Source organism: Streptomyces sp. CB02923 (assembly GCF_001905005.1).
GTDB lineage: Bacteria > Actinomycetota > Actinomycetes > Streptomycetales > Streptomycetaceae > Streptomyces.
Map to the genome: position 1 here is coordinate 246,382 of NZ_LWKZ01000026.1, position 23,666 is coordinate 270,047.

The 23,666-nt window shown below is 69.4% G+C and carries 18 protein-coding genes; 9 read left to right on the forward strand and 9 right to left on the reverse strand.

Going from position 1 to position 23,666, the window contains the following annotated elements; translation table 11 throughout:
- The first annotated feature begins 219 nt into the window (after positions 1–219).
- Positions 220–2,238, forward strand: coding sequence for an ATP-binding cassette domain-containing protein (locus A6A06_RS32765; RefSeq protein ID WP_073766420.1), 2,019 nt, complete (start codon positions 220–222; stop codon positions 2,236–2,238).
- Positions 2,239–2,871: 633 nt separating this feature from the next.
- On the opposite strand, the gene A6A06_RS32775 is transcribed toward A6A06_RS32765, so the two are convergent.
- Positions 2,872–4,980 (reverse strand): Gfo/Idh/MocA family protein, encoded by a 2,109-nt coding sequence (locus tag A6A06_RS32775; protein WP_079194519.1) that lies wholly within the window; start codon positions 4,978–4,980, stop codon positions 2,872–2,874.
- Positions 4,981–5,104: 124 nt separating this feature from the next.
- Here A6A06_RS32775 and A6A06_RS32780 point away from each other — a divergent pair, with 124 nt between their 5' ends.
- Positions 5,105–5,797: a class I SAM-dependent methyltransferase gene (locus A6A06_RS32780; protein ID WP_073766423.1), complete on the forward strand. Its 693-nt coding sequence runs from the start codon at positions 5,105–5,107 to the stop codon at positions 5,795–5,797.
- Between the two features lie 11 nt (positions 5,798–5,808).
- On the opposite strand, the gene A6A06_RS32785 is transcribed toward A6A06_RS32780, so the two are convergent.
- From A6A06_RS32785 to A6A06_RS32800, 4 genes are read right to left on the reverse strand one after another with little or no spacing between them, the layout of a single operon-like run.
- Positions 5,809–6,708, reverse strand: coding sequence for a hypothetical protein (locus A6A06_RS32785; protein ID WP_073766424.1), 900 nt, complete (start codon positions 6,706–6,708; stop codon positions 5,809–5,811).
- A 15-nt stretch (positions 6,709–6,723) separates the two neighbouring features.
- Positions 6,724–7,707, reverse strand: a complete 984-nt coding sequence (locus tag A6A06_RS32790) for a TauD/TfdA dioxygenase family protein (RefSeq protein ID WP_073766425.1) — start codon at positions 7,705–7,707, stop codon at positions 6,724–6,726.
- Positions 7,708–7,740: 33 nt separating this feature from the next.
- The gene (locus tag A6A06_RS32795; RefSeq protein ID WP_073766427.1) at positions 7,741–9,000 is read right to left on the reverse strand and encodes a hypothetical protein; all 1,260 of its coding nucleotides are present in this window, start codon (positions 8,998–9,000) and stop codon (positions 7,741–7,743) included.
- A 10-nt stretch (positions 9,001–9,010) separates the two neighbouring features.
- Entirely contained in the window at positions 9,011–10,144 is a 1,134-nt protein-coding gene (locus A6A06_RS32800) for an amidohydrolase family protein (RefSeq protein ID WP_073766429.1), read from the reverse strand.
- A gap of 266 nt (positions 10,145–10,410) precedes the next feature.
- Here A6A06_RS32800 and A6A06_RS32805 point away from each other — a divergent pair, with 266 nt between their 5' ends.
- Complete coding sequence (locus A6A06_RS32805) at positions 10,411–12,393, forward strand: B12-binding domain-containing radical SAM protein (protein WP_073766431.1); 1,983 nt, start codon at positions 10,411–10,413, stop codon at positions 12,391–12,393.
- Between the two features lie 16 nt (positions 12,394–12,409).
- On the opposite strand, the gene A6A06_RS32810 is transcribed toward A6A06_RS32805, so the two are convergent.
- The 3 genes from A6A06_RS32810 to A6A06_RS32820 form a co-directional block, all read right to left on the reverse strand.
- Positions 12,410–13,558, reverse strand: a complete 1,149-nt coding sequence (locus A6A06_RS32810; protein WP_242441070.1) for an amidinotransferase — start codon at positions 13,556–13,558, stop codon at positions 12,410–12,412.
- A gap of 104 nt (positions 13,559–13,662) precedes the next feature.
- A complete protein-coding gene (locus A6A06_RS32815; RefSeq protein ID WP_073766435.1) occupies positions 13,663–14,421 on the reverse strand; it encodes an SDR family NAD(P)-dependent oxidoreductase in 759 nt (252 codons plus the stop codon).
- A gap of 32 nt (positions 14,422–14,453) precedes the next feature.
- Positions 14,454–15,467, reverse strand: a complete 1,014-nt coding sequence (locus A6A06_RS32820) for a cupin-like domain-containing protein (protein ID WP_242441071.1) — start codon at positions 15,465–15,467, stop codon at positions 14,454–14,456.
- 494 nt (positions 15,468–15,961) lie between these two features.
- Between A6A06_RS32820 and A6A06_RS32825 the strand changes: the two genes are divergently transcribed.
- The 3 genes from A6A06_RS32825 to A6A06_RS32835 all read left to right on the forward strand — a co-directional run bounded on the left by A6A06_RS32825 (position 15,962) and on the right by A6A06_RS32835 (position 18,975).
- Positions 15,962–16,828, forward strand: a complete 867-nt coding sequence (locus tag A6A06_RS32825) for a hypothetical protein (protein WP_073766437.1) — start codon at positions 15,962–15,964, stop codon at positions 16,826–16,828.
- Between the two features lie 75 nt (positions 16,829–16,903).
- On the forward strand, positions 16,904–18,046 hold the full coding sequence (locus A6A06_RS32830) for a glycosyltransferase family 4 protein (RefSeq protein WP_073766439.1): 1,143 nt from the start codon (positions 16,904–16,906) through the stop codon (positions 18,044–18,046).
- On the forward strand, positions 18,046–18,975 hold the full coding sequence (locus tag A6A06_RS32835) for an NAD-dependent epimerase/dehydratase family protein (RefSeq protein ID WP_073766441.1): 930 nt from the start codon (positions 18,046–18,048) through the stop codon (positions 18,973–18,975). Before A6A06_RS32830 ends, A6A06_RS32835 begins: the two co-directional genes overlap by 1 nt.
- Before the next feature lie 19 nt (positions 18,976–18,994).
- Here A6A06_RS32835 and A6A06_RS32840 read toward each other — a convergent pair whose 3' ends face one another.
- Entirely contained in the window at positions 18,995–19,996 is a 1,002-nt protein-coding gene (locus A6A06_RS32840; protein WP_073766443.1) for a TauD/TfdA dioxygenase family protein, read from the reverse strand.
- Between the two features lie 273 nt (positions 19,997–20,269).
- Here A6A06_RS32840 and A6A06_RS32845 point away from each other — a divergent pair, with 273 nt between their 5' ends.
- From A6A06_RS32845 to A6A06_RS32855, 3 genes are all read left to right on the forward strand, one after another.
- Positions 20,270–21,196: an aldo/keto reductase gene (locus A6A06_RS32845; RefSeq protein WP_073766445.1), complete on the forward strand. Its 927-nt coding sequence runs from the start codon at positions 20,270–20,272 to the stop codon at positions 21,194–21,196.
- Positions 21,197–21,684: 488 nt separating this feature from the next.
- Positions 21,685–22,650 (forward strand): NAD-dependent epimerase/dehydratase family protein, encoded by a 966-nt coding sequence (locus A6A06_RS32850; RefSeq protein WP_199931326.1) that lies wholly within the window; start codon positions 21,685–21,687, stop codon positions 22,648–22,650.
- Positions 22,650–23,666: a radical SAM protein gene (locus A6A06_RS32855; RefSeq protein WP_073766447.1), complete on the forward strand. Its 1,017-nt coding sequence runs from the start codon at positions 22,650–22,652 to the stop codon at positions 23,664–23,666. The genes A6A06_RS32850 and A6A06_RS32855 overlap by 1 nt, the downstream gene beginning before the upstream one ends.

Consider the following 23,666-nt stretch of genomic DNA (forward strand, 5'->3'; position numbering starts at 1 on the left):
CCCCTCACCGTGCGGGGGGACAGGTGGCCTTTTGCTCGCAAAACACCCGTAACGGACTCCTGGTGGCGGCCGTTCTCAGGGCGCCGGTACCCCCTGCGTCCGTCCGGAGGACACCGTGACCCCCTGCCTTCTTCCCGCATACGGCCCTGCCCCGGCCGAACCGCACGCCGCCGGCCCGAACCGCTCCTCACCGGCCACGCTCGCGCGCAGGCGCGCGGTATGAAGCCGGGGCGGAGGACAGCGGACCGGGCCTCGGCCGTCTCCGCCGCGGAACAGGAACTCTTCGGGGGACGGCTGCGCTTCGACGGGTCCGGCAGCAAGCACGAGCGCGCCCTGACACACATGGCTTTCGGGCAGATGGCCGCCGCGCTGCCACGCATGGTGGTCGTGGTGCTGCGGGCCGGGCGGGCCGCCGATCCACGGGCGCTGGCAGGCCTGGTCCTCGCGCAGGCCGGGCAGGGCGTGACGGGCGCGGTAGGGCTGGTGGCGGTCAACGGGGTGCTCAACGAGCTGTTCGCCACCGGCCCGACCGGAGACAAGCTGCGGCAGTCGCTGCCCGCGCTCCTGGTGCTGGCCCTCGTCTCGGCCGCAGCGGCTCTGTTGTCGGCGTGGTCGACGGCGATGGCCGGGCGGCTGGAGCCGCAGGTCGAACGGACCGTCTCGCTCCGGTACTACGCGTCGGTCACCCGGGTGGAGGTCGTGGCGACCGAGCGGCCGGAGGTGCAGCGGCACCTGGAGGCCGGGAAGTTCGGCACCGACTCGGCGCGGCGCATGCTCGGCCTGTCGGTGGGGGTGGCCAACGTACTGATCGGCATGGTGGCGTCGGCCGTCGTACTGGCCCTGCTGCACTGGGCGCTGCTGCCGATGCTGCTGACGATCGCCCTGCCCAAGGGCTGGGGGGCGGTGCAGTCGGCGCGCCGCGAACACACCTCACGGCGGCACTGGGTCGACCACCAGCGCGCGGTGGCCACGCTGCTGCAGTACCTGACGCAGCCGAGTGCCGCGGGAGAGATCCGGGCGCACGGCGCGGGCGCCCTGCTGCTGCGCGGATACCGGCAGATGTCCGGGCTGATGGAGTGCGAACAGCGGCGCCTGGCCCGCGCCCAGGCCCACACCGACCTGTTCGCCGGCTCCTTCTCCGGCCTGGCGTCGCTGGGCTGCTACGGCGTGCTGTGGTGGCTGCTGACCAGCGGCGGACTGCCGCTGGCCGTCGGCGGCACCGCGGTGGTCGCCATCCGCACCTCCACCGCCCGGCTCACCTCGCTGGTGCAGCAGATCAACCGCATGTACGCGGAGATACTGCGACTCGCCGACACCGAGGCCGCCACCGAACTGGCCGCCCGGCACGCCATTCCGCGGTCGGGTACGCCCCTGCCCGCACGGGTGCGGGCGATCGAGGTGCACGGCGTCTCCTTCACCTATCCGGGCGCGGCGGCGCCCTCGCTCAAGGGGGTGGACCTGTCGGTACGGCGTGGTGCGGTGACGGCGCTGGTCGGCGCGAACGGTTCGGGCAAGTCCACGCTGGCCAAGGTGCTGGCCGGGCTGCTGCTGCCCGGCAGCGGGACGGTGTGGTGGCACGGGGCCGGCGGGGAGCGGGTGGAGGTGAGCGAGGCCGACCGGGCGCAGGTCTTCCGGGCCATCGGGCTGCTGGCGCAGAACTTCCCCAACTGGGAGATGTCGGCCGCCACCAACGTCGCCATCGGAGCCGGTGATCTCCCCCGCGACATGACCTGCGTGAAAGAGGCGGCGCGGGCCGCCGACGTGGACCTCCTGATCGAGGGGCTGCCGCACGGGTGGGACTCCATCGTCGTGAAGGGGTACGAGCGCGGGGTCCAGCTCTCGGGCGGGCAGTGGCAGAAGCTGGGAAACGCGCGAAGCCGCTACCGCGGAGCCCCGTTCCTGCTGGTCGACGAGCCGACGTCGGCGCTCGATCCGCACGCGGAGATCACCGCCTTCGAGCAGTTGCGGACGCTGGCCGACAGCGGCACCGGAGTGGTGCTGATCACCCACCGGCTCGCCGCCACCGCCACGGCCGACCACATCTACGTCCTCGATGACGGGCGCATCGCCGAACACGGGCGCCACGCGGACCTCATGCGCCGCCCCGGTGGCCTGTACCGGGGGATGTTCGAAGCGCAGGCCGCCCAGTACGGCCTCACCCCGGTCGGCAGCTTCCCCGCCGCGCGGCACGACGCCGTACCGGCGCCGGGAGAAGGAGCCTGTCCGGACCTTCCCTAGACCGGCGGTCGAGGTGCTCGCTGAGCCGGACATGAGGCGGTACGGGACCTCCTGCCAGGCGGTGCCAGAGCCCCGGTGGCGTCGGCTGCCCCGGTGGCGCGGAGACGAGGTGGGCCAGCGCCCAGGAGACGAGGTGCGCCGGTGCCGTCCGCGGGTGCCCGCCGCGCCACGGGACGGACGTCACGCGTATCTCGCGCCGGTGCACGTCGTGGCAGGTGGCGACCGGGGTGGTCGGCTCCAGCGGGCGGACGGCGAGGATCACGTGGCCTCCCGTGCGTACCGTGCGCAGGGCCCGCGTGATCCCCGCGCCGGTCCCGGTGGTCTCCAGGACGACGTCGGGCGGAGCGTCCGGGAGCGCGCTGCGGAGCGGGAGCGCCCGCCGGATGAGTGCGGCGAGCGCCCCCTCGCCCACGACGGCCGCTGTTGCGCCTGCTTCGTACGCGGCCTGGGCTGCGGCGTGCGCGGTGGCAGCCCAGGCGTGTGCGGCGGTCTCGTCGGCGCAGGGTGCGGAGTAGCCACGTCCCCACGTCGCCGCCTCGGTGGTGCCTTCGACGAAGTACACCTCGTCCGGTTCCGCCTCGGCGGGCAGCGCGGGGGCGCCGTCCGGGCCGATGGTGATCCGCCACCATGCGTTCATGGCCCGCCTTCGGTGGTGGGGAGTACGGGGACGGTCGCCCGGCCGGACCGGGCCGAGGCGTACGCCGCTTCGACCACCGCCTGGGTCCGCAGCGCGTCGTGGAGGCTGACGTCGACGGGCGCTCCCTCGCGTACGGACCTCGCGAATCCGGTGAAGGCCCAGGCCCGCAGGTCGATGGCCGTCGGCTTCGCGGGGGCGGCCTCCGGCGGGGCGGGGTGCCTCCTCGCTCCCGGGGCCGGGGCGGCTTCCCGCCGCCGGTGGGTGACCGCGTACCGGGGCAGCACCTGAAGGTGCCCCTGGTCTCCCCAGACCCGGATGTGCTGCCCGTCCCCGCCGACCACGCGGGACGCACCGGTCAGCGTGGCGATCACCCGCCCGAACCGGATGACCAGCGTCACCGCGTCCTCGATGTCCGGGGCGTCGGCCAAGGGGGACGTCGCGGTCTCGGCGTACACCCGGTCGGCCTCGCGGCCGAGCAGCGCGCGGACCGTGTCGATCTGGTGGATCAGGTTCATGATCAGGAATCCGCCGCCGGAGCGTGCCTTCGACAGCCGCCATGTGGAGGGGGACCGTCCGCTGAGGCCGCCGCGGAAGTAGTCCGCGGACCTGTCCACGAGGTAGTGGGCCGATACGCCGAGCGGCACACCGATGGCTCCGGCCCCGATCGTCTCGCGGGCCCGCAGAAAGCGCGGATCCGTCCGCGTCGGGAACAGCACACCGGTCGTCAGGCCACCGGCACCGGCAGCGGCCGACGCCATCCGTCGTGCCGTGGTCAGGTCCTGTGCGAGGGGCTTTTCCAGCAGCACATGCTTACCGGCCGCGAGCGCGGCGGCGAGCAGCGGCTCGTGGGTGTCGTGCGGCGTGGCGATGATCACCGCGTCCACGTCCCGGCGCGCCATCAGCCGTCCGAGGGCCTGCTCGTGGGTGCCGCCGTACCGCGCCACCGTGTCCTCGGCCAGCTGCCGGACCGGATCGTGACACGCCGTGAGGCAGGCCCCCTCGGCATCCGCCAGGGCTCTGGCGTCCTCGATCCCGATGTCACCGCAGCCGATCAGCCCGAAACGCAGCGGGGACGGGACCGGAGTGCGCCGGGGAGATGCGGCGGTGGCCGGTGCCTGCCGCGGTACGGGGCCGCTCGGCCCGGACTCCGGCGCCGTACCGGTGGAAGCGGCGGAGGATCCGGGCGGCGGGTCAGGGCCCCAGCGCAGGGCGGCGCTGACCAGGGTGCGGTCGGTGGCCAGCCGTCGGTAGACCGCCGGGGCCTCCGTCGCCGGGTACTCGGCCAGTACGTCCCGCACGGTGAACAGGCCCCGCGCGAGCAGCTCGAAGAACACATTGCCGAGCCGGTTCTCCTCCTCCGTGCCCACGCGGGAGACATGTGCGCCGCGCAGGTCCAGCCGCCGGTCGTAGAGCTGCCGCAGCGGAACGTCGGCCAAGTCGCTCCGGGGCGAGCCGAGCAGGACCACCCGGCCGCCGTCCGCGGCAGCCGCGACGGCGGTGTGCAGCCCGGCGCCGCTGCCGGTCACGTCCAGGACGAGTGGGGTGCCGCCGCCGACCGTGCCGGTGGAGAGGAAGGTGGTGGCCGGCTCGGTCTCCGCGGCCCATGCCTTCGCCGCGGAACCGGCGACCGCCCGCACCTCCGGCGCTCCCCGGGCCGCCGCGAGCCTACGGGTGATCACGCCGAGCAGACCGCCTCCGATCACGGTGACCGGCTCTCCGGGGCACTGGGCTCCGCGTTCCAGGCCGTGCAGCGCGGTGAGGGCCAGTTGCCAGACGGCGGCGTCCAGCAGCGGCACGTGATCGGGCACGGCGCGTACGCAGGCGGCGGGTACGGCGGCGACGTCGCCGTGACGGGCCCGGCGCACCGCGACCCGCGTGCCGCCCGGCAGTGAGGACGGCGCCCGTACGGCGCCCGCGGCCATGTAGCCGGGGTATTCGGGGAACCGGGCGTCCGCGGTCGGCAGGTCCAGGAGGACGGCCCGCTCGGTTCCGGGACTGATCACACTCACGCTGATGTCGACCACGATCTCCCCCGGCCCGCCCGCCGGCTCGTCGCGCTCGATGACGTCGCACCTTCCGGCACCGGTCAGGACCACCGCTCTCATGTGCGCCTCCACAGGAATGGACCGATGAATGGGCGGACGGGGAACAATGGCTACGGCCCTCGATCCGCTGAACGCCTCATGACACCTCTGAACGCCTCATGACACCTCGGGAATCGGTGATCGCATGCTGGCCTGGACAGCGCGAAAACTGCTACGCGACCAGCGGACCGTGGCACTTGTCGGGCACGACATGATCCGGCTCCGGGCGCGCCTGGGCCAACGGTTCCGAAGGGTTCCCGCGCATTCCCGGAAACTGCATCTCGGCTGTGGCGACCGCCGCGTTCCGGGGTGGTTGAACTGCGATGTGTCGGGGTCGGAATGCGATATCGATCTGGCGGCGGGCCGACTGCCTTTCCCGGACAACTCGTCCGACGCCATCGTCATGCAGCACGTCGTGGAACACCTCGACCTGCGTGAGCAGTTGCTACCGCTCCTGCGGGACCTGCACCGGATCTGCGCCGACGGCGGCCGGGTGTGGCTGTCGTGCCCGGATCTGGCCAAGGTGTGCACGGCGTATCTGGACGACCGGGGGCGCGCGCTGATGGAAGACCGGCGGCAGCGGTGGCCGGATTACACCCTCGGCGGGGTGCCGGTCCAGCACTTCATCAACGACCTCTTCCAGGCCAGGGGCAGGCACCGGAATCTGTTCGACTTCGAGCTGCTGTCCTGGGCCCTCGGTCAGGCGGGTTTCGGGCCGGTGGAACGGATCGTCGAGGCGGATTTGCTCGCCGCGCATCCCGGATTCCCGCCCCGCCATGACGATCGGCAGTCGTTGTACGTCGTGGCGGGCAAGGCCGCCGCACCGCACGGGCATTGACCCGGCTCCCGTCAGGCTCTCCGGTTCTGTATCCGGCTCTGCATCTGGCTCGGTATCCGGCTCTGTGTCCGGCTCTGTGGTGCCGGGAGATTGCGGTAGTGCTGCCAGAGTTCGTACAGGGGGACGGCTCGCTTGTCCGGCTGGGTCGGCTTCACGGGCTCCGTCCAGTGGACCAGCAGCGTCGGCGGCGAGGCAGGTTCCACCACCTCGCCGTCGCGCGCGACGACGCCCGGCGTCCAGGCGTAGACCTCGCCGGGAATGCTCTGGTCCCCCGTCGTCGCTCTCAGGCGGCGCAGGCTCGTGTACGGCAGCCCTGACGTCACCATCAGATAGTTCAGCAGCGGCTGCTCGTACCCCAGCTTCATATGCGGGGCCAGTTCCCGCGCCGCGGGCAGGCTGTCGGCGATCCGGGAGAGCGTCAGCGCGCCCTTTCTCGATGCGACGAACCCCGTGTTCGCCGCGTACTCGAACTGTTCCGGCGTCAGCTTTCCGGCCTGTCCGATGCTGTCCTTCCAGGCGCGCCCCGGAACATGGGACGTGGCGACGACGAAGCCGAAGTCGTCGAGGTGGGTGAAGACGAAGTCGATATTCCGCAGGACGGCCGTGTCACTGTCGATGTAGACGAATTCCTCGTATGCGCCTTCCCATGCTGCCAGCTTACGGAAGTGCCCCTGGGGCCGGCCGTGGAACGCGAGGCTGAATTCGTCGCACCGCCGCAGCGGTTCGGGGTCCTGCCACACCGAGAAGTCGTACCGGAACCGCAGCGACGCGACGTCCTCGAAGTCGTCGTCGAACGGAATCAGGCAGAGCGCGATGTCCGGGTTGCTTCTTCTGAAGCTGTTGAGGAACACGATGACCAGCTCCCGGACGCGGTCATTGGCCAGGAAGTAGACGCCTCGCTGCACGGACATCGGTGTACGCCCCTCTCAGCGGGCAGGGCTTCCGGTGAAGGCGGTGAGCGGCTCGCCGTGCACCGCTTCGGAACGGAAGCCGTCCGGCCCGACGGGGCGGTCGCCCAGGACCGTGACCCGGTAGAGGGTCCGGCGGAATTCCGTGTGATCCAGGTCGGACGGCTGGAGGTGCGCCACGGCCCGGTTGTCCCACACGGCGACGTCACCGGCCGTCCAGCGCTGCCGCAGCGTGTACTCCGGGCGCGTGATGTGCTCGAAGAGCAGCCCCAGGATGCGGCGGCTCTCCCAGGGCAGCAGCCCGACGATGTGGGTCACCGACGCGGGCGGCGCGAACAGAGCCTTCTCGCCCGTCTCGGGATGGATGCGCACCAGTGGATGGACGGAGAGGAGCGGGTCCTCGGTGAGCTTGCGGATGATCTCGACGTCCTCGGTGTCGGACAGGAGCAACTGGCAGGCGGCGTAGAGGGTGTGCTCCGCCCGCAGTCCGGCGACCAGCTCCTGGAGCGGCCGGGAGAGGCCCTCGTGGGCCGCCACGAGGTTGGTCCACTGGGTGTCACCGCCGAACTCGGTCACCACCTCGGCCCGTAGGACGCAGATGGCCGGCGGATTGACGGCGGCGGCCAGGTCGGTGTGCCAGCCCGAGTCGTGCCGCAGCGACTTCGGCTTCAGCCGTTCCTCGAATCTCCGGCCGTGCCGGGTGTCGTCCACGTCCGGATCGACGGTGAGGATCTGCGGGAAGCCTTCCGGATGCGCTCCGTGTTTACGCCCCGGACGCCGGGTCAGCTCACCGAAACGCCGTCCGAACGCCACATGATCGGCGTGGCTCAGGTGCTGGCCCCGGAAGAAGATCACCTTGTGGCGCAGCAGCGCCGCGCGGATCTCGCCCATGGTTTCGGCGTCAACCGGCTCGGCAAGATGCACTCCTTCGATATCGGCCCCGATGCGCCCCGCGACGCGTCGTACGCCGATCCTGGTGAAGGCCTCGTCCGCTGCCGCCATGCCCCCTCCTGATTCCGGCTGCCTGTTCCCTGGTCAATAGGCGATGCTCAGCACGGTTTCCGCCGAGCCGTGGACCTTGCGGGACCGTTCCTGCATGACCATCACCCCGATCAGGCGCTCGGGGGTGTAGAAGGCACTGAACTTGGTGTACGCCTCGGCCTTCAGCTCCTCTCCCTCCCTCGTCACCGCGGTGGCCGGCTCAGGGTGCATCCGTGCCTCCTGCGCCACCCAGAGGTGCCCTGCCGCGCTGTCGGCGAGGATGCGGTCGAAGAGCTTCCGCAGGGCCACCCCCGTGAAGCTGCCGGAGAAGTACACGGCCCGGCTGCCCCAGTTGAGCGTCGGGTGGTGGCTGCCGAACTTCAGGTAGTACAGGCGTTTGCCCTGGCCCAGAGTGCAGTAGCCGTCCAGGCTGATCCAGGTTCCGTCGGGCATGCGGAAGCCGTCGGGGGTGATGATCTCGGTGTGGGGGAACAGCCCGCGGATCTCGTCCGGGTAATGCGCGCGGGTCTTGTCCCAGAAGGGCCACGCCATGGCCACCTTGGCGTCGTACAGAGGGGTCGGGGGATGGTCGAAGAAGAGGTCCCCCCTCTCGCACTTCTCCATCCATTGGTCGAAAAACCCGTTGTACCTCAGATCGTAGAACTCATGGGCTCGGACGAAATTGCAGTCCTTCCACTCGACCGGGTCCCAGCCGAAGTGCCGGATGCCCGCCTCGCGCAGCCGCTGCACGATGTAGTGGACCCCGTGCGGCCGGGAGGCGTTGTTGGTCAGGTGATGCACGACGGGCTCCGGCCCCAGCCGGTCGTGCATGGATACGGCGAGCCCGCCGATGAGCGAACCGAAGGGGTGGGCCGGAGCACCGAAGTCGGCGGGGAATTCCCGGTACAGGCTGTGCAGTTGCTCGGCAATCTCCCAGCCGGAGGCCATGCACTGGATTTCGGCAATCGCTCCGGGGGCGGCCTCGTCCGTGCGGAAGTAGACCGGCAGGGCGAGCTGGCGCCCGGTGAGGCCACGGTGATAGGCGATACCCCGCTCGGGCGGTTGACCGGTGAGCAAGGACGCGGCGACGGCGGGATCGGCTTCGCCGCGCACGCTCGCCATGAACAGGTCGCGGGTGATCCGCTGGTAAGTGCGGATCAGGGCATTGCGCTCGACGAACCCCTGAAGTGTCTTGGCGTCCAGCGCGTAGGGCCGGTCAGCGATCAGGTTGGTGAAGCCGATGGTTTCCCTCGTCCTGTTCTCGATGTCCTCGTCGATGAACCGGTACCAGGGGTGCGTGCTCCGCTCGCCCATGCGGGCTCCCTCATTCGGCTGTCGGCGATGCTGGATCGAGCCCGTAGAGTCGTGCGCAGTTCCCGTGCAGCACCTGGCGCCGGTCCTCGTCCGGAACGTCCCGGAAGGACCGCGCGACGAGATCCCGGGAATGCGGCCAACTACCCTCGTAGTGCGGGTAGTCACTCCCCCAGAGGAAATTGCCCGCGCCGAGCAGGCGCATCGTGGCGATGCCGATCTCGTCGTCGGTGAACGTGGTGTGGACCTGGCGGCGGAAGTACGCACTGGGCGGCATGGTGAGCGTGGTGTTCAGGACGGGGCCGAGCTTGTCGTGGATGCGGTCGGCGTGCAGCAGGTGGTAGCCGACCCAGCCGATGTCGTTTTCCGCGAGGACGAGCTGAAGGCGCGGAAAGCGTTCCAGTACGCCGGAGAAGATCACGTCGGTGAGCGAGTGCTGTATCTCCTCGGGGTACGCCATGTTCCGCTGTATCCGGCCCAGTGGTGTGCTGTAGTCGAACAGTTTGGGGCTGTCCCGGTACCCGGTCAGGCAGTGCAGGGAGACCGGTGTTCCCAGTTCCTGGGCCGCTCGCCAGAAGGGGTCGTTCGCCGCACCCGTGAAATCCCGTTCCGGTGCGGAAGACGCCCAGATCGCGGCCCCTTTCAGGCCCATGGCCCGGCACCGGTTCAGCTCCTTGACCGCTTCGCCGGCATCCCACAGCGAGATCAGCCCCAGGCCGACGAGCCGGTCGGGGGCATGCTGCACGAACTCGGCCAGCCAGTCGTTGTAGGCACGGAAACACGCACGCTGGAATACGGCGTCCCGCAGCCAGAACAGGCTCATGGCCAGGCTCGGATAGAGGACCTCGGCGGAAACCCCGTCCTGCGCCATGTCCTTCAGCCGGGCCACCGGATCATTGCCGCCGGGTCGGGCCGCTTCGATGCCCGACTCCAGGGTTCCGGCGAACTCTTCGGGCGACTTGTCCGTCGCGTAGAGGGAATTGATCAGCGCGGGCCGGAGTCCGTCGCACGAGAAGAACCACCCATGGCGTTCGGCGTCCCAGTGCACACGAGGTGCCCTGTCCCTGATGCCACGCCCGAGCCGGTCGCTCCACAGTCGCACAGGCTCCACGACATGCGAGTCCGCCGAGATGACAGGCGAGTCCATGCACCACTCCTGCGTCGGAAACAGAGTCGGAAACAGAGGGGGCGACGATGCGTACTCGACTCCATAGTGATGGCTCGCGGAGCCCCGTCAAGGACACTCCGCGAGCAGGGCGCGGTACGGAAACGCTCGGAGGCCGGGTGGTCACGGCAGGCGGACGCGCGGTACAGGTCCGGCCTCTTGTACGGGGTCGCGCGCTTTGGTACGCCTGGTATCCCCCGCGCGGTCATCGTGGCGGAGCCACCCCGCGTTTCGAAGGACGGCGACGTATGTCGGTCGGCGACCCGGCGACTGGACCGGGGAACACCACGGACGTGCTGCTCCTCAGCGCCTCGAACTATCCGGCGCTGCCCATCTACCCTTACGCCTTCGTGCAGGTCTCGGCGGTCGCCGCACGGCACGGCCTGACGACCGAGCGGCTCGATCTGCTGCACACGCCGAAGCACCGGTGGAGAGAGGTGCTGCGGCAGGCCCTGGACCGTACGCGGCCACGCGTCATCGGGATCCACCTGCGTCAAGTGGACTCCATCTTCATCTGGAACTACGCTGAGAGCGACCTGCCGGGAGCCCCGGACGTCGTACGCAACAGCTACTGGCCGGTGGACGACACCGAGGAACTCGTCGTCCTGCTACGTTCTTTGACGGATGTGCCGGTCATGGTGGGCGGATTCGGGTTCTCCACGCAGCCGCGAGCGCTGATGCGGCGGCTGCGCCCGGACTTCGGAGTGGTCGGCGAGCCGGATGAGGTCATGGCCCGTCTCGACGATGTCCTGGCACACCGGAATCCGGCGGACATCGCCAACCTCGTGTACCCCGTGGGCGACGATTGCGCGTTCGGCCCACGGGTATTTCAGCCGCCCGCGGATCACACCGAGTACTCCGATGCCGTACTGGACGATCTCTTCGCCTTCTACGGAAAGGACCGGCTCACCGGTCCGGAGGCCGCTCACGTACCGGTCGAGATCCAGCGCGGCTGCCCGTACCGCTGCTACTTCTGCACCGAGCCGGTGGTCAAAGGCCGACAGCACCGCATCAGGGACCTCGACGTGGTGATGTCCGACATCACCTTTCTGGCCGATCGCGGGGTGACCCGGATATGGCTGGTCTGCTCGGAAATCAACATCGGCAGCAATGCGCTGCTCTTCGCGATGGCCGAGCGGATGCGGAGGCTGAACCAGGGCCGGGACAAGCCCGTGGGCTGGACCTGCTACCTGCTGCCCAACCCGGCACTGGACCGCGACGAGATCCGGATGCTGCTGGAAGCGCATTTCGAGCCCAGCTGGAACCAGTTCGCCTCCTACCACGACGGCAATCTCAAGCAGACGCGCGTGCCTTACCGGGCCCGGCACGCCGTACAGGCCCAGCTGTACTGGCTGGAGGAGGAAGAGAAGTTCCGGCGCGACCGCGGACAGCCCGTACCGCCCCGGCGCCTCGACATGTTCCTGGGCAATTCCTATGCCACCGCCGAAACCGTCTCGACCACACTGCGTACGGTCAACGAACTGCGTCTCGGCGAACACTTCGACGACTCCCTCATCACGCGCGCGACCCGTCTGTTCGACCTCGGCGGCGGGGTGATCGGGGATTCCGGCGACTCCGCCTATTCCGTGGGCCCGCAGGGCCGGCTGGACGAGGTCGACCTGCTCTATCCCACTTTCGGCTATCCGCCGGCGCTGGTCGCGGAGCTGGGCGGCAACCAGGCCGTCGACGTGTTCTTCGCCTACATCGAGGAAACCTTCCTCTCCCGGGCCTACCGCGCGACGTGCGACTGGCCCGCCTTTGTGGCCCGCGCGCTGGACTCCGGCACGCTCGTACGGCCGTTCGCGGACGGCGTGGAGACGCTGCTCCGACGCATCCAGGCAGCACCCGCAGCAGTCACACCCGCAGCCGCCCCCGCATCCACACCCGCACCCGCGCCCGCACCCGCGCCCGCAGACACCACCGCTCTCGCAGACCTCACACGGTCGCTCGTCGACCTGGTGGTGAACACCCGCCTGAAGCGGACGCAGGAGATTTTCCGGGAGATCGGCCTGGCCGGGTACTGGAACGACCGTTCCCGCTGGAGCCCGTACGACGTCTGCTCCGCGCTGGCCCGCGGATTCGAATCGGTCGAGGACTTGTCGCGCACCGTGGAAGACCTGTCGGGCTCCGGGGAGGGATCGGCGGCCCCGCGGCTGGCCGTGGAGTACTGCGTGTACGACAACAATGTCCTGCTGCGTCCGGACTACACGCGCCTGCTGTTCTCCGACTGAGGCCGCCGGACCGCCCTCACGAGGCCAGATATTTGGCAGGCCCCCCGTCCCGTACCGTGTCGAGGGTCACGCAGTGAAACGATCCGCCGAAGCTGTAGACGTGCCGGAAATCCACCGGTATGCACCGGAAGCCCCAGGCGGTCAACGCGTCGATGAGCGGCCTTTCCTGCCGCTCCACGACGATGGTCTCCGGGTTGAGGGACAGCACGTTCATGCTCACCCACGGGCTGCAGAAGTACATCGGCCAGTCCGGCGGCAGCGTCGGGCCGGGCGCCGGAAGAATGTCCCAGCCTTCGAACAGCCGGTGGGGGACGTACCGTTCGGGGTTCACCAGCAGCTTGCCGGGGGCCAGCGGGGCGAAGGTGGCGTCGATGTGCATGGCGTGCGGGTCATCGGTCTCGACGACCGACACGGTGAACTCCGCTCCCAGGGCCCGCCGGACCCATGCGATGCCGAACTCATTGGTGACATGACTGCGTTGCACGACGACGTCCTCGCCGAACCGGAGGAAATCGGCGGCGTCGAAGACCGGCTCGAACTCCGTGACCGCCCATCGCTCCGCGGCGGGGGATTCCGCGCCGCCGGGGGTCCGGTAGAGCTCCTCGGTCAGTTGCGGGCGGGGTGCCGGCATCCAGCGGGCGCCCCGCCGGAACCAGGATTTGATCAGCGTACGGAAGGCGTCCGCTTCGTGGTACCGGCACCGCCAGGACATGGGCGCCTCGATCACGATGTCCCCCACGACCAGCAGCGCGTCCCGCGGCATCCCCGCGTACAGGCCGCCCGCGGACGCCCAGTGCGGAGTCCGGAACGGCCGCTGGTGGCTGACGGTGTCGGGCCGCACCACGGTGACGCCCTCGGCCTCCAGGACGTCCGCCAGCGTGTCCAGCTCCTCCTCGGCCGCCTTGAGGTGGGCGGCCGGGAGCGGCAGCCCGCCCTCCTCCCGGCACAGGCGCCAGGCCGCTTCCGGCACCGTGTACGCCATGGACTCCTGCCAGCCGGGAAACACCCCGCCCGAGAGGGATCCGACGACGACCTCACGCAGCGGTTCCCACTCGGTGTACGAGTTGAGCACCACGGCGGACGCGTCGGCCTCCCCACCGAGCGTGCCGTTCGCCCCTGCCGCTGGTCCCGCTGCTGCCCCGGTTCCTGCCCGTATCCGTTTCACCTGCTCCTCCGTACGTTTCCGCTGTTTTCCCGGGCGAAAGCCCGGCACCCGGTGCCCGGGAAGCCGTGCACGAAGGCGCCGCGCGGGGTGCGGCGCGACCGGTTTCAGCGGGCGCTGGCCAGTCCGCCCGCCGTCTCGCCACCGTCGATCACGAAGGACTGGCCGGTGACGAACGCCGCGTCGCGGGAGGCGAGATAGGCGACCAGGGAGGCGATCTCCGCGGGTTCGCCCAAGCGGCGCAGCGGTACCGCCTCGGCCTGTTCGGCGAGCTGCCGCTCGCTGTACTCGGCCCGCTGCATGGGAGTCAGCACATAGCCCGGACACACCGCGTTCACCCGGACGAGGGGAGCCAGCTCCAGGGCCATGGTTCTGGTGAGTTCGATGACGCCGGCCTTGCTCGCGTTGTAGGCGGCGTAACCGGGCATGCCCACCGTCCCGCTGGCCGACGCGGTGTTGACGATCACTCCGCCGGCCACGTCGACCATGCGGCGGGCCGCTTCCCGGGCCATCAGGAACACGCCGGTGAGGTTCACGCGGAGGGTGCGCTCCCACGCGTCGAGCGTGGTGTCGAGGAACGGGCTGCGGATGCTGATCCCGGCGTTGTTGCACAGCACGTCGAGTCCGCCCCACTCCTTGTCCACGGTGGCGAACGCCTCGGCCACCGCCGCGGCCTCCGACACGTCCGCGTGGAGCAGCAGCTCCACTCCGGGTCCGGTCCCGGCGAGCGCGGCCAGCGCGGCGCGGTCGCGGTCGATGACACCCAGCCGGTCTCCGTCCCGTGCGAAGCGCCGCGCAATCGAGGCGCCGATGCCCGAGGCTCCGCCGGTGACGAGCACGCGGCGCGGCTGTTCGCTGGCAGACATACGGGCTTCTCCCGCCTCTTCGCGTCTCTCGGCTACTGGGGGGCGCTGGGGTCGTTGTGCCGGGAGAAGTTCCCCGAGCGCAGCGCGTCGTACAGCCGCTTCCCGGTGGATGCCGGGCTGAAGAAGAACCGGGTCGGCTCCTGGCGGTGGAGCAGTCCATGGCCGACGAAGTCGCGGACGGTGCTCCTCCAGTAGGCAGGCCCGAGCACGGCCAGCAGCCGCAGGTACCGGGCGAGGCCCACGGGCTCTCCGAACCAGTGGTTGATGGAGATGGAAGGGGTGCGCGCGCGGACGTCGTGCCAGCAGCCGCGCGGCATGTACAGCAGGTCGCCCGGCCCCATCCGTACGTGCCAAAAGCGCACCCGGCCGAGTCGGGGGAACCGCTTCAGGTCCGGGGCGCCGAGGTCCACCTGGCTGTTCACCAGGTTGTCGGGGAAGGGGTACGCGGCCCGGCTGTCCCGCCACGCCAGCAGCGTGACGTCCTTCTCCCCCCAGACCTGGCAGAACAGGTTGTCCTTGAGGTCGGAGTGCAGCATCGAGCGCGTGCCGGCCGAGCCGATCCACACCCTGGTGTCCGTGTGGTGCCGTCCGTCGTGCGGGACGAGAGCGGCGAAATCGTAGTCGGCGGGGTCGAAGATCTCGTGGGCCCGCCGGTAGGCGAGATAGCAGGGTGCGGCGACCGTGGTCGTGAGCATGGTGTCCACGAACTCGGTGAAGGTGAGCTCCTTCTCGTAGAACCGCTGGTCCCTGGGCAGGAGTACGCCCGTATCGGGCAGTCCGACCAGGGCGGTCACGCGTCGCGCACCGTGGCGGCTACGGAGCTCGGCCGGGCTCCAGGTGGCCAGTGCGCCCCAGCCGTCCGTCAGCCCGGTGCAGAGCACGGGCCCGGAACGGTCGGCGACGGTCCGGCGCAGGGCGTCCACGTCGCCGGAGGCGATGCGTCGTACCGGCAGCACGGTCAGTCCGGCCGCTCGCATCCGTTCCCCGGGGGCCTGCCCGTCGTCGCGTGCCGCCGGACCGTCACCCGTTTGCTGAAGTCGACCCATGAGGCGCCACCATTCACGCGTGTTCGATACGGGTCTCTCTGCCCGGGTCCGGCAACCGGACATCTCCTGTCTCCGCCAATGGCTCTCCGACGGGCGCGCTTCCTCACTTGGTAAACGACAGTCCCCGTGCTGCATAGGGCCGGGGTCGATTCGGTGACGGCGGCCATCCGATTCCGAGCCGACGCCGCCCGCTCCGACACCACGTTCAACTCGACGTTCGTTCCATACCGCGCCGACCATTCACGCACGGGGCGCCCAGGTGAAATCCCGCACCACACCGGCCTCTTGAGCCGCGCGCCCGCCCGTGGGCGCCCGCACGCCGAATTCGGTCAGCGGCGGTACACTGCCCCGGCAGCCTCTTGGTGGTGGTGTCCGGCAGCCGGCCGGCCGAATCCTCGCCGACGGCCCGGGACCGGGCACCTCTGGATCGTGCGGGAGACCAGGACATACCCCCAACCGGATCCATGAAGCGATTCATGAAAGCGAGAGGCCCGATGACCGAGAGCACGGAATCCGGTGCCGTCGCCACACTGCACGGGACCGTCCACCCCGACGCGTACTTCCGCTTCGAAGAGAGAAAAGCACTCGACTGGAACCTGTGGTCCGACGTCCTCCGCGGCGACATCACCGGGGCCATCTTCCGCGGCGTACTGAGTGCCCCGGTGTGCGAGCGGATCTGCCGGAACTTCTGGTCCAGCCCGGTCCTGAAACGCCGTGCCGACGGTTTGCCGTCCCACGGCAGAGGATTCGTCGGCGCGTCCATCGTCTCCCTGGACCTGGACACGTACCTGGACGAGTCCGAGCGGATCCGCGCCGATGTCGGCGCGCTCTTCGACGGCACCGAGGACGCCCTCGCGTCTCTGCTGGACGACTACGGCGACCACCTCGCCGCCCGCGGCTGCCGGCTCCGCCTCGCGGAACACCGGGGCAGGCGGGCCCAGATGTTCAAGATGCGCTCCTGGCGGAACACCGGGCCCTTCGTTCTCGTACCGCACGATGACGCCAGTGTGATGCGATCCCCGCACCTCGCGGGATTCGAGGCCGGTGAGGTCGCGCGGGTGGTCGGGGTCGCCGCCTGTGTGGAGAACGGGGCCGGCGGTGAACTCCATTACTGGAACATCACTCCCGACCGGGACTCCCGCGACTCCCTGGGTTTCCGGTACGACAGCGTCGGCTACCCCCTGGAATCCCTACGGGATTTCCGGAAGCTCACCGTGCCCGTCCAGGTGGGTGACGTCTACGTCTTCGACTCCTCCAAAGTGCACGCCGTCGGCCGCAAACTCGACGATACGGACAATCGCTCCACCGTTCTCTGGAGCATGGGATTCCTCGACGCGAACACCGTCCTGCACTGGGCCTGACCGCCCCTGCCCCACCGCTTGACGTCGACACGGCCGCCGAGCTCCGCGAGTACGAACTGACGGGGTGAAGTCCCCATGCGGATCGCCTATCTGCACGCGTGCGAAATTCCTTCGGTCTTCGCCAACGGAGTTCATGTGATGCGCATGTGTGACGCCTTCGCGGACGCGGGGCACGACATCACTCTCTACGCGGGGCCGGGAACCACGCCCGCCGAGGACGTCCATGCGTACTACGGCACCCGCAACCGCTTCCCGGTGCGCATCTTCGCCGCTCCCCGGATCCCGCTGCTCGGCCGCTGGCTCCGGGCCTGGCGGATCCGCCGGGCCGTGCGGCGCTCCGGTGGCGTCGATCTCCTCTACGGCAGGGACCTGTACGCGCTGCTCGGGTCGGCGGGCCTGGCGCCGCTCGTCTACGAAACCCACCTCCTCAGGCCCGGCAGGGGCCAACGCCTGGTCGAGCGGCTGCTGTTCCGGGTGCGAGGGCTGCGCCGCGTGGTGACCACCACCCAGGCGCTCGCCGATGACTACCGCCGCACCGTCCCCCGGCTGCGACGGCCCGGCGGGCCCGAGATGGTGACCGCCTCCGACTGCGCCGACCTCCCCCCGGACACCGGGCCGACGGCGACGCTGCCGGGGCGGCCGGACGCGCTGAAGGTGGGGTACGTCGGGCACCTCTACCCGGGCCGGGGCATCGACGTCATCCTCGCGCTGGCCGCCGCCCTGCCCGATGCCGACTTCCACCTCGTCGGCGGCACGGACGAGGACCTGGCCCACTGGCGGAGCCGACGCCTCCCGCCCCATGTGCACTTCCACGGCCACCGCCCGCCCTCCCAACTGCACCCCTACTACCGCGCGTTCGACCTCGTCCTCGCCCCCTACCAACGACGCGTCGCCTGCGCCGGCGGCGTCGGGGACATCAGCCGCTGGGTCTCGCCGATGAAGCTGTTCGAGTACATGTCGCACGGCAAGGCGATCATCGCCTCCGACCTGCCGGTGCTCAAGGAGATCCTGACGGACGGCGTCAACTGTGTGCTCTGCCCGCCCGACGACGTCGCGGCCTGGACGGCGGCTCTCAAGCGCCTGGCCGACACCCCCGGCGAGCGTGCGTCCTTGGGCCGGACGGCCGAACGGCAACTGCGCAGGGATTACACCTGGCGGGCCCGCGTGGACCGCGTCCTGCCCCGCCCGGACAGCGCTCCCGTACGCGGGAGCAGCTGATGCGGGCGGTCGTGACCGGCGCGGCCGGCTTCATCGGCTCGCACCTGTGCGACCACCTGCTGGCCGCCGGAGACACCGTCATCGGCATCGACGCGCTCACCGACTACTACGACCCGACGCGCAAGCAGCGCAATCTGGCCGATGCGCGCCGCTCCCCGGCCTTCTCCTTCCACCCCGTCGATGTGCTGGGCCCGCAGCTCGACGCCCTGCTCGACGACGTGGACGCCGTCTACCACCTGGCCGGGCAGCCGGGTGTACGGCCCTCCTGGGGGCAGGAGTTCGCGCTCTACACCAGCCGCAATGTGCTGGCCACGCAGCGCCTGCTGGAGGCCGTACGCGACCGTCCGCTCCGCAAGTTCGTCCACGCCTCCAGCTCTTCGGTCTACGGTGATGCCCACCGCTTCCCGACACCGGAGACCGCCTGCCCGCGCCCGGTGTCACCGTACGGCGTGACCAAACTCGCCGCCGATCACCTGTGCGAGCTGTACCGCACGACGTACGGCGTGCCCACGGCGTCCCTGCGGCTGTTCTCCGTCTACGGCCCACGCCAGCGCCCCGACATGGCCTTCGCCCGCCTCTTCGCCGCCGCGTCCGGGGGGCCGCCGTTCCCCCTCTACGGCGACGGCGGGCAGACCCGCGACTTCACCTACGTACAGGATGTCGTCTCGGCCATGCGGGACGCCGCCTGTTCCCGCTTCACCGGGATCGCCAACCTCGGCTGCGGGCGGCCGGTGTCCATGCGGCAGGCGATCACCATCGTCGAGCGGATCGCCGGGCCGGTCGTCCTCGACCGGCGGCCCGCCCCGCCCGGCGACGCCCGGCACACCGGCGCGGACATCACCGTCGCCGCCCGCGGGTTCGGCTTCCGGCCCCGCACCCGGCTGGAGAACGGGCTGGCGGCGATGGTCGCCGAATTGGTGAGACCGTGAAGCCGTGGCTGATCCGGCACTAGGTACCGGGACCGGTTTCGGTTTCGGTCCCGTCTCCGGTGAAAGGCTTGAGCGGTTCGCCCCGCACCGATGTGGACACGAATCCGTCCGGCCCGACCGGGCGGTCCCCCAGGACCAGTACCCGGTACATCCTGCGCCGGTAGTCGGTGTGGTGGAGATCGGCGGGCTGGAGGTGGGCCACCGCGCGGTTGTCCCAGACGGCGACATCACCGGGCTCCCAGTGGTGCCGCACGGTGTATTCGGGACGGCTGACGTGGGCGAAGAGCAGTCCGAGAATGCCGTCGCTCTCCCAGGGGAGCACTCCGTCGACGTGGGATACGGATGCCGGCGGCAGGAAGAGCGCCTTCTGCTTCGTCTCCGGGTGCACGCGCACCACCGGATGGAGGGTCAGCAGCGTCTGGCTGAGCCGTTTTCGGATGATCTCAAGGTCTTCTTCATCGGAGAACAGCAGCCGTACTCCGGCATGCAAGGCATGTTCGGCTCTCAGGTTGTCAGCCAGCTGCTGAAGGGGTCGGGACAGCCCTTCATAAGCGGCGACGAGATTGGTCCACTGGGTGTCGCCGCCGTACTCGGTCGCCACTTCACACCTGAGCACCGATATCGCGGGCGGATTGACGGCTGAGGCGATGTCCACATGCCAACCGGAGTCGTGGCGGAGCGACTTGCGGTACAGCCGCTCCTCGAATCTCAGGCCGAGCCGGGCGCCTTTCGCGTCGGGATCGACGATGAGGATCTCCGGGAAACCTTCCGGGTGCGTGCCGTGCTGCGAGCCGGGCAGGCGGGTCACCTCGCCGAAACGACGCGCGAAAGCCACATGGGTGGCGTGACTCAAACGCTGTCGGCGAAAGAAAATCACCTTGTACCGGAGCAGGGTGGCACGGATCTCCCGCATCGTGCCGGGCTCGTGTTCATCCATGGCCGTCAGATCCACACCGCGAATGTCCGCCCCGATTTTCCCCGCGACGCAGCGCACCTCGATCCCGGAAGGCCTCTTGGTCATGCTACGCCCCTCCCTCCCCCAACCGGTCGCGCACGAGAGGAATTCAGCAGGCAGCCGGCAATCAACCCATTCGATTATCGGCAGCCATGAGGGGCCGTCAAGGATCCGCGACGTCTCAGCTTGCCGATCCGGCCAGGTTCCGGACCGAAAACCGTCGGCCCCCTGGCCTCTCGCGTCACCACTCCCCCTCGCGTCCGGCCCAGCAGGCACTTCACGCGCCTCAAGGGCGGCCTCCCCTTGAACGGGCGCCAAGTCGCCGTACACTGGGAAACCATGCGCTATATCCCACTGGGCACTTCGGGGTTACACGTCTCGGCGGTCGGCTTGGGATGCAGTGAATTGGGGAGGTCCGTCGGGCTGGATCAGGCGCGTACGGTGGTGAGCGCCGCGCTGGACGCCGGGATCACGCTGTTCGATACGGCTGATGTCTACGGAAACTCCGAATCCGTGCTCGGTGAATGCCTTCGGAGGCAGCGGCAGGATGTTGTCCTGGCGACCAAGTTCGGGCATCACACCATGGGAATGGGGTATGGTCCGGCCGCCGGCGCCAAGGGCGGGCGTGCTTACATTCGCCGCGCCGTCGAGTCCTCCCTCCGAAGGCTCCGTACGGACCATATCGACCTCTATCAGGTCCATACGCCCGACCCGCACACTCCCGTGGAGGAGACGCTCACCGCTCTGACCGAGCTGGTCCGGGAGGGCAAGGTCCGTTACATCGGGAACTCCAATTTCGCGGGCTGGCAGATCGCCGAAGCCGCGTGCACCGCCCGTTCCGGAGGGCTTGAGCCGTTCATCTCCGCGCAGAACCACTGGTCGCTGCTCAACCGTGACATCGAGCGGGAAGTCGTCCCGGCCGCACGCCGATTCGGGCTCGGCGTCATACCGTACTTCCCGCTGGCGCACGGACTGCTGACGGGCAAGGTGCGGCGCGGCAAGGCCATCCCGGCAGGGACCCGCATCGCGGAGAGCGCCTACCAGGTGACGGAGGCACGACTCGACACCGTGGAGGCCTTGATTTCCTGGGGGCAGAAGAACGGCCGCAGTCTCCTGGAGATCGCCATCGGCGGCCTCGCCGCCTTCCCGGGCTGCAGTTCGGTGATAGCGGGAGCCAAGAAGCCGGAACAGGTGAGGGCCAACGCGGCGGCCGGGCAGTGGGTTCCCACCGCCCGTGACCTGAGGGAGATCCTGGAACTGCTGTAGCAGCCCCTGGACGTATGGATCACGAGCGTTGTCAACGGTACGGCGAGCCGACGCGCCGGGTACCGGCCACTCCCCCGGATCACCCGCACCGTGATCGGGCCCCGCCCCGCGGTTCTGACGGACCGTCACGAGGCCCTCGCCACAAGGCTGGACATGAATTCTTCGTTAAGGATGATCCTTACTCGTCGGTACCGACAACTGTCGCATACGACCAGCCACCCGACGGCGGGTTCACGTCAGAGTGGACACTTTCCACCACCTCCACCGATGTGGAACATGGACATCCGAATGAAGCCGCTTTCAGCGATGTCCAGCCCGGACTCCACCCCGTGCGGCGCTCAAACGTGAAACGGATCACATGTCGATGGTGACTTTCACGGCTTAAGGTACCGATGTCGAACATGGGTCCAGTGAGGTTTTCCGACACTCCTGCTCCCCACGATCCTCCACCACGCGTTGACCCACTACGGGGATTCCGAGGTATTGGCGTGCAGAAAAAATCTTCGAGCGACCGAATTCTCATCACTGGCGGCGCCGGCTTCATCGGCGGCCACCTCGCCCGCGCGCTGACGGCCTCCGGGGAGGAGGTCACGGTCCTGGACGACCTGCGGGTACCTCCGATGGTCCCGCCGGAAGGCACCGGAAAGTTCCTGGAGAAACCTGTCCTGGCACTGGAGGACAGGGACCTCGCGGATGTACGGCTCGTGTACCACCTGGCGTCGTACAAGAGCGTCCCGCGCTCGTTCAAGCAGCCGCTCGACTATCTGGACAACGTCGACTCCGGCCGGCACCTGCTGTCCCTGTGCACGGATGTCGGCGTCCCCAAAGTGATCGTGGGCAGCACCTGCGAGGTCTACGGCGAGGCGGGCACGCTGCCGACACCCGAGACCGGCCCGCTGTCGCCCCGCTCGCCCTATGCGGCGAGCAAGGTCGGCCTGGAGATGGTGGCCAGGGCCCATCAGCGCGCCGCGGGCGCTCCCGAGGTGGGCGTCGTCCGTTTCTTCAACGTCTACGGTCCCGGCGAGCGGCCCGACGCCCTGGTGCCGCGGCTCTGCGGAACCCTCTTGTCCAGGAACGAACTGCCCGTGGAGGGCGACGGCGAGCAGCGCCGCGACTTCACCTACATCACGGATGTCGTGGACCGTCTCATCGCGCTCGCGGACCGCCCGCTCGCTCCGGTCGTCAACCTCGGTTCGGGCCGGTCCTCTTCCGTCAACGACGTCGTACGGATTTTGCGGGAGGGTTCCCCGGGCGCCGAGGTGACCCGGAACGCCTCCAGGCCGAACGAGATCAGGGAGTTCCGGGCGGACACCACCCTGCAGGACCGGCTCCTCGGGTCGCGGCCGGCCGGTGTGGCCATCGAGGAGGGAGTCCTGCGGACCCTGGAGTGGTGGCAGTCGCGGGACCCGGACGACATACGCCAGCGTATCTTCCAAGAGGAAGGGGCCGACTGATGCCCGGCTACACCGCGCCCGTACGGGCCAGTCTGGACGTCACCTACGCATGCGACCTGCGCTGCATCCACTGCCGTACGAACACCGGTGAGATCCCCGTCCACATCCGCCGCAAGATGCTGTCCATCGAGCAACTCCAGGACATCATGCTGCAGTTGGACCGGATGGGTACGTTCGAGATCACCCTCACCGGCGGTGAGCCGACGATCCGCAAGGGCTTCTGGCAGCTGCTGGACGTCGTACCGAAGCTGCGCCACTCGACCGTCACCCTGATCACGAACGCGGCGGCGCACACCCGGGAGCAGCTCGACCGCATCGTGGACAGCGGTATCTCGTCCGTGCGGGTGAGCATGGACGGTACGCGCAAGACCTTCGCCGATGTCCGGCTCATGGACGTGTTCGACACGGTCGTGGAGAACTCGGTCTATCTGCGGGACCGCGTGCGCAGTTTCAAGGTGCTGACCACGGTGATGAAGACCAATCAGCACAACGTGTTCGACCTGGCGCACTACCTGCGGGCCCACGGCTTCCGGCGTCAGGACCTCATCCTGGTGCGGGCGCACGGCCGCGGAGGCCGCAACCGGCTGCTCCTGACGGAGGAAGAGACCATGGCGGTCCACCGCCGGGTGGCCGTATTCAAGCAGGAGGTGCCGGCCACCGACTTCGACCTGAATCTCAACGCGCCCTACCTCGTGCCGGGTGAGAAACTCCGCCCCTTCCAGGACGTCGTCATGTTCCCCTATCTGGTGCGCGACAGCAGCGTCGCGATCTCCGCCACGGGAGACGTGACCATGAGCCGCCTGTACAGCGCCGCCCCCCTGGGGAACACCAAGAACGCCTCCGTGCAGGAGATCTGGGAACAGGGCCAGCTCCAACTCGTGCAGGAACAGGAGGAGTTCACGGAGGACAAGCTGCGGGAGATCTTCTGGGACTTCGCGTCCGGCGACGCGTCCGAAGCACCGGTGTTCACCTCCCTGCTGGACCGGCAGATCTTCGAAGGCGCGGAGGTGAGGTAG

Excerpts from the sequence above, each read along its gene's own strand:
- A6A06_RS32765 (WP_073766420.1), top strand. The coding sequence starts at position 220 with ATGAAGCCGGGGCGGAGGACAGCGGACCGGGCCTCGGCCGTCTCCGCC.
- A6A06_RS32775 (WP_079194519.1), bottom strand. The coding sequence starts at position 4,980 with ATGAGAGCGGTGGTCCTGACCGGTGCCGGAAGGTGCGACGTCATCGAG.
- A6A06_RS32780 (WP_073766423.1), top strand. The coding sequence starts at position 5,105 with ATGCTGGCCTGGACAGCGCGAAAACTGCTACGCGACCAGCGGACCGTG.
- A6A06_RS32785 (WP_073766424.1), bottom strand. The coding sequence starts at position 6,708 with ATGTCCGTGCAGCGAGGCGTCTACTTCCTGGCCAATGACCGCGTCCGG.
- A6A06_RS32790 (WP_073766425.1), bottom strand. The coding sequence starts at position 7,707 with ATGGCGGCAGCGGACGAGGCCTTCACCAGGATCGGCGTACGACGCGTC.
- A6A06_RS32795 (WP_073766427.1), bottom strand. The coding sequence starts at position 9,000 with ATGGGCGAGCGGAGCACGCACCCCTGGTACCGGTTCATCGACGAGGAC.
- A6A06_RS32800 (WP_073766429.1), bottom strand. The coding sequence starts at position 10,144 with ATGGACTCGCCTGTCATCTCGGCGGACTCGCATGTCGTGGAGCCTGTG.
- A6A06_RS32805 (WP_073766431.1), top strand. The coding sequence starts at position 10,411 with ATGTCGGTCGGCGACCCGGCGACTGGACCGGGGAACACCACGGACGTG.
- A6A06_RS32815 (WP_073766435.1), bottom strand. The coding sequence starts at position 14,421 with ATGTCTGCCAGCGAACAGCCGCGCCGCGTGCTCGTCACCGGCGGAGCC.
- A6A06_RS32820 (WP_242441071.1), bottom strand. The coding sequence starts at position 15,467 with ATGGGTCGACTTCAGCAAACGGGTGACGGTCCGGCGGCACGCGACGAC.
- A6A06_RS32825 (WP_073766437.1), top strand. The coding sequence starts at position 15,962 with ATGACCGAGAGCACGGAATCCGGTGCCGTCGCCACACTGCACGGGACC.
- A6A06_RS32830 (WP_073766439.1), top strand. The coding sequence starts at position 16,904 with ATGCGGATCGCCTATCTGCACGCGTGCGAAATTCCTTCGGTCTTCGCC.
- A6A06_RS32835 (WP_073766441.1), top strand. The coding sequence starts at position 18,046 with ATGCGGGCGGTCGTGACCGGCGCGGCCGGCTTCATCGGCTCGCACCTG.
- A6A06_RS32840 (WP_073766443.1), bottom strand. The coding sequence starts at position 19,996 with ATGACCAAGAGGCCTTCCGGGATCGAGGTGCGCTGCGTCGCGGGGAAA.
- A6A06_RS32845 (WP_073766445.1), top strand. The coding sequence starts at position 20,270 with ATGCGCTATATCCCACTGGGCACTTCGGGGTTACACGTCTCGGCGGTC.
- A6A06_RS32855 (WP_073766447.1), top strand. The coding sequence starts at position 22,650 with ATGCCCGGCTACACCGCGCCCGTACGGGCCAGTCTGGACGTCACCTAC.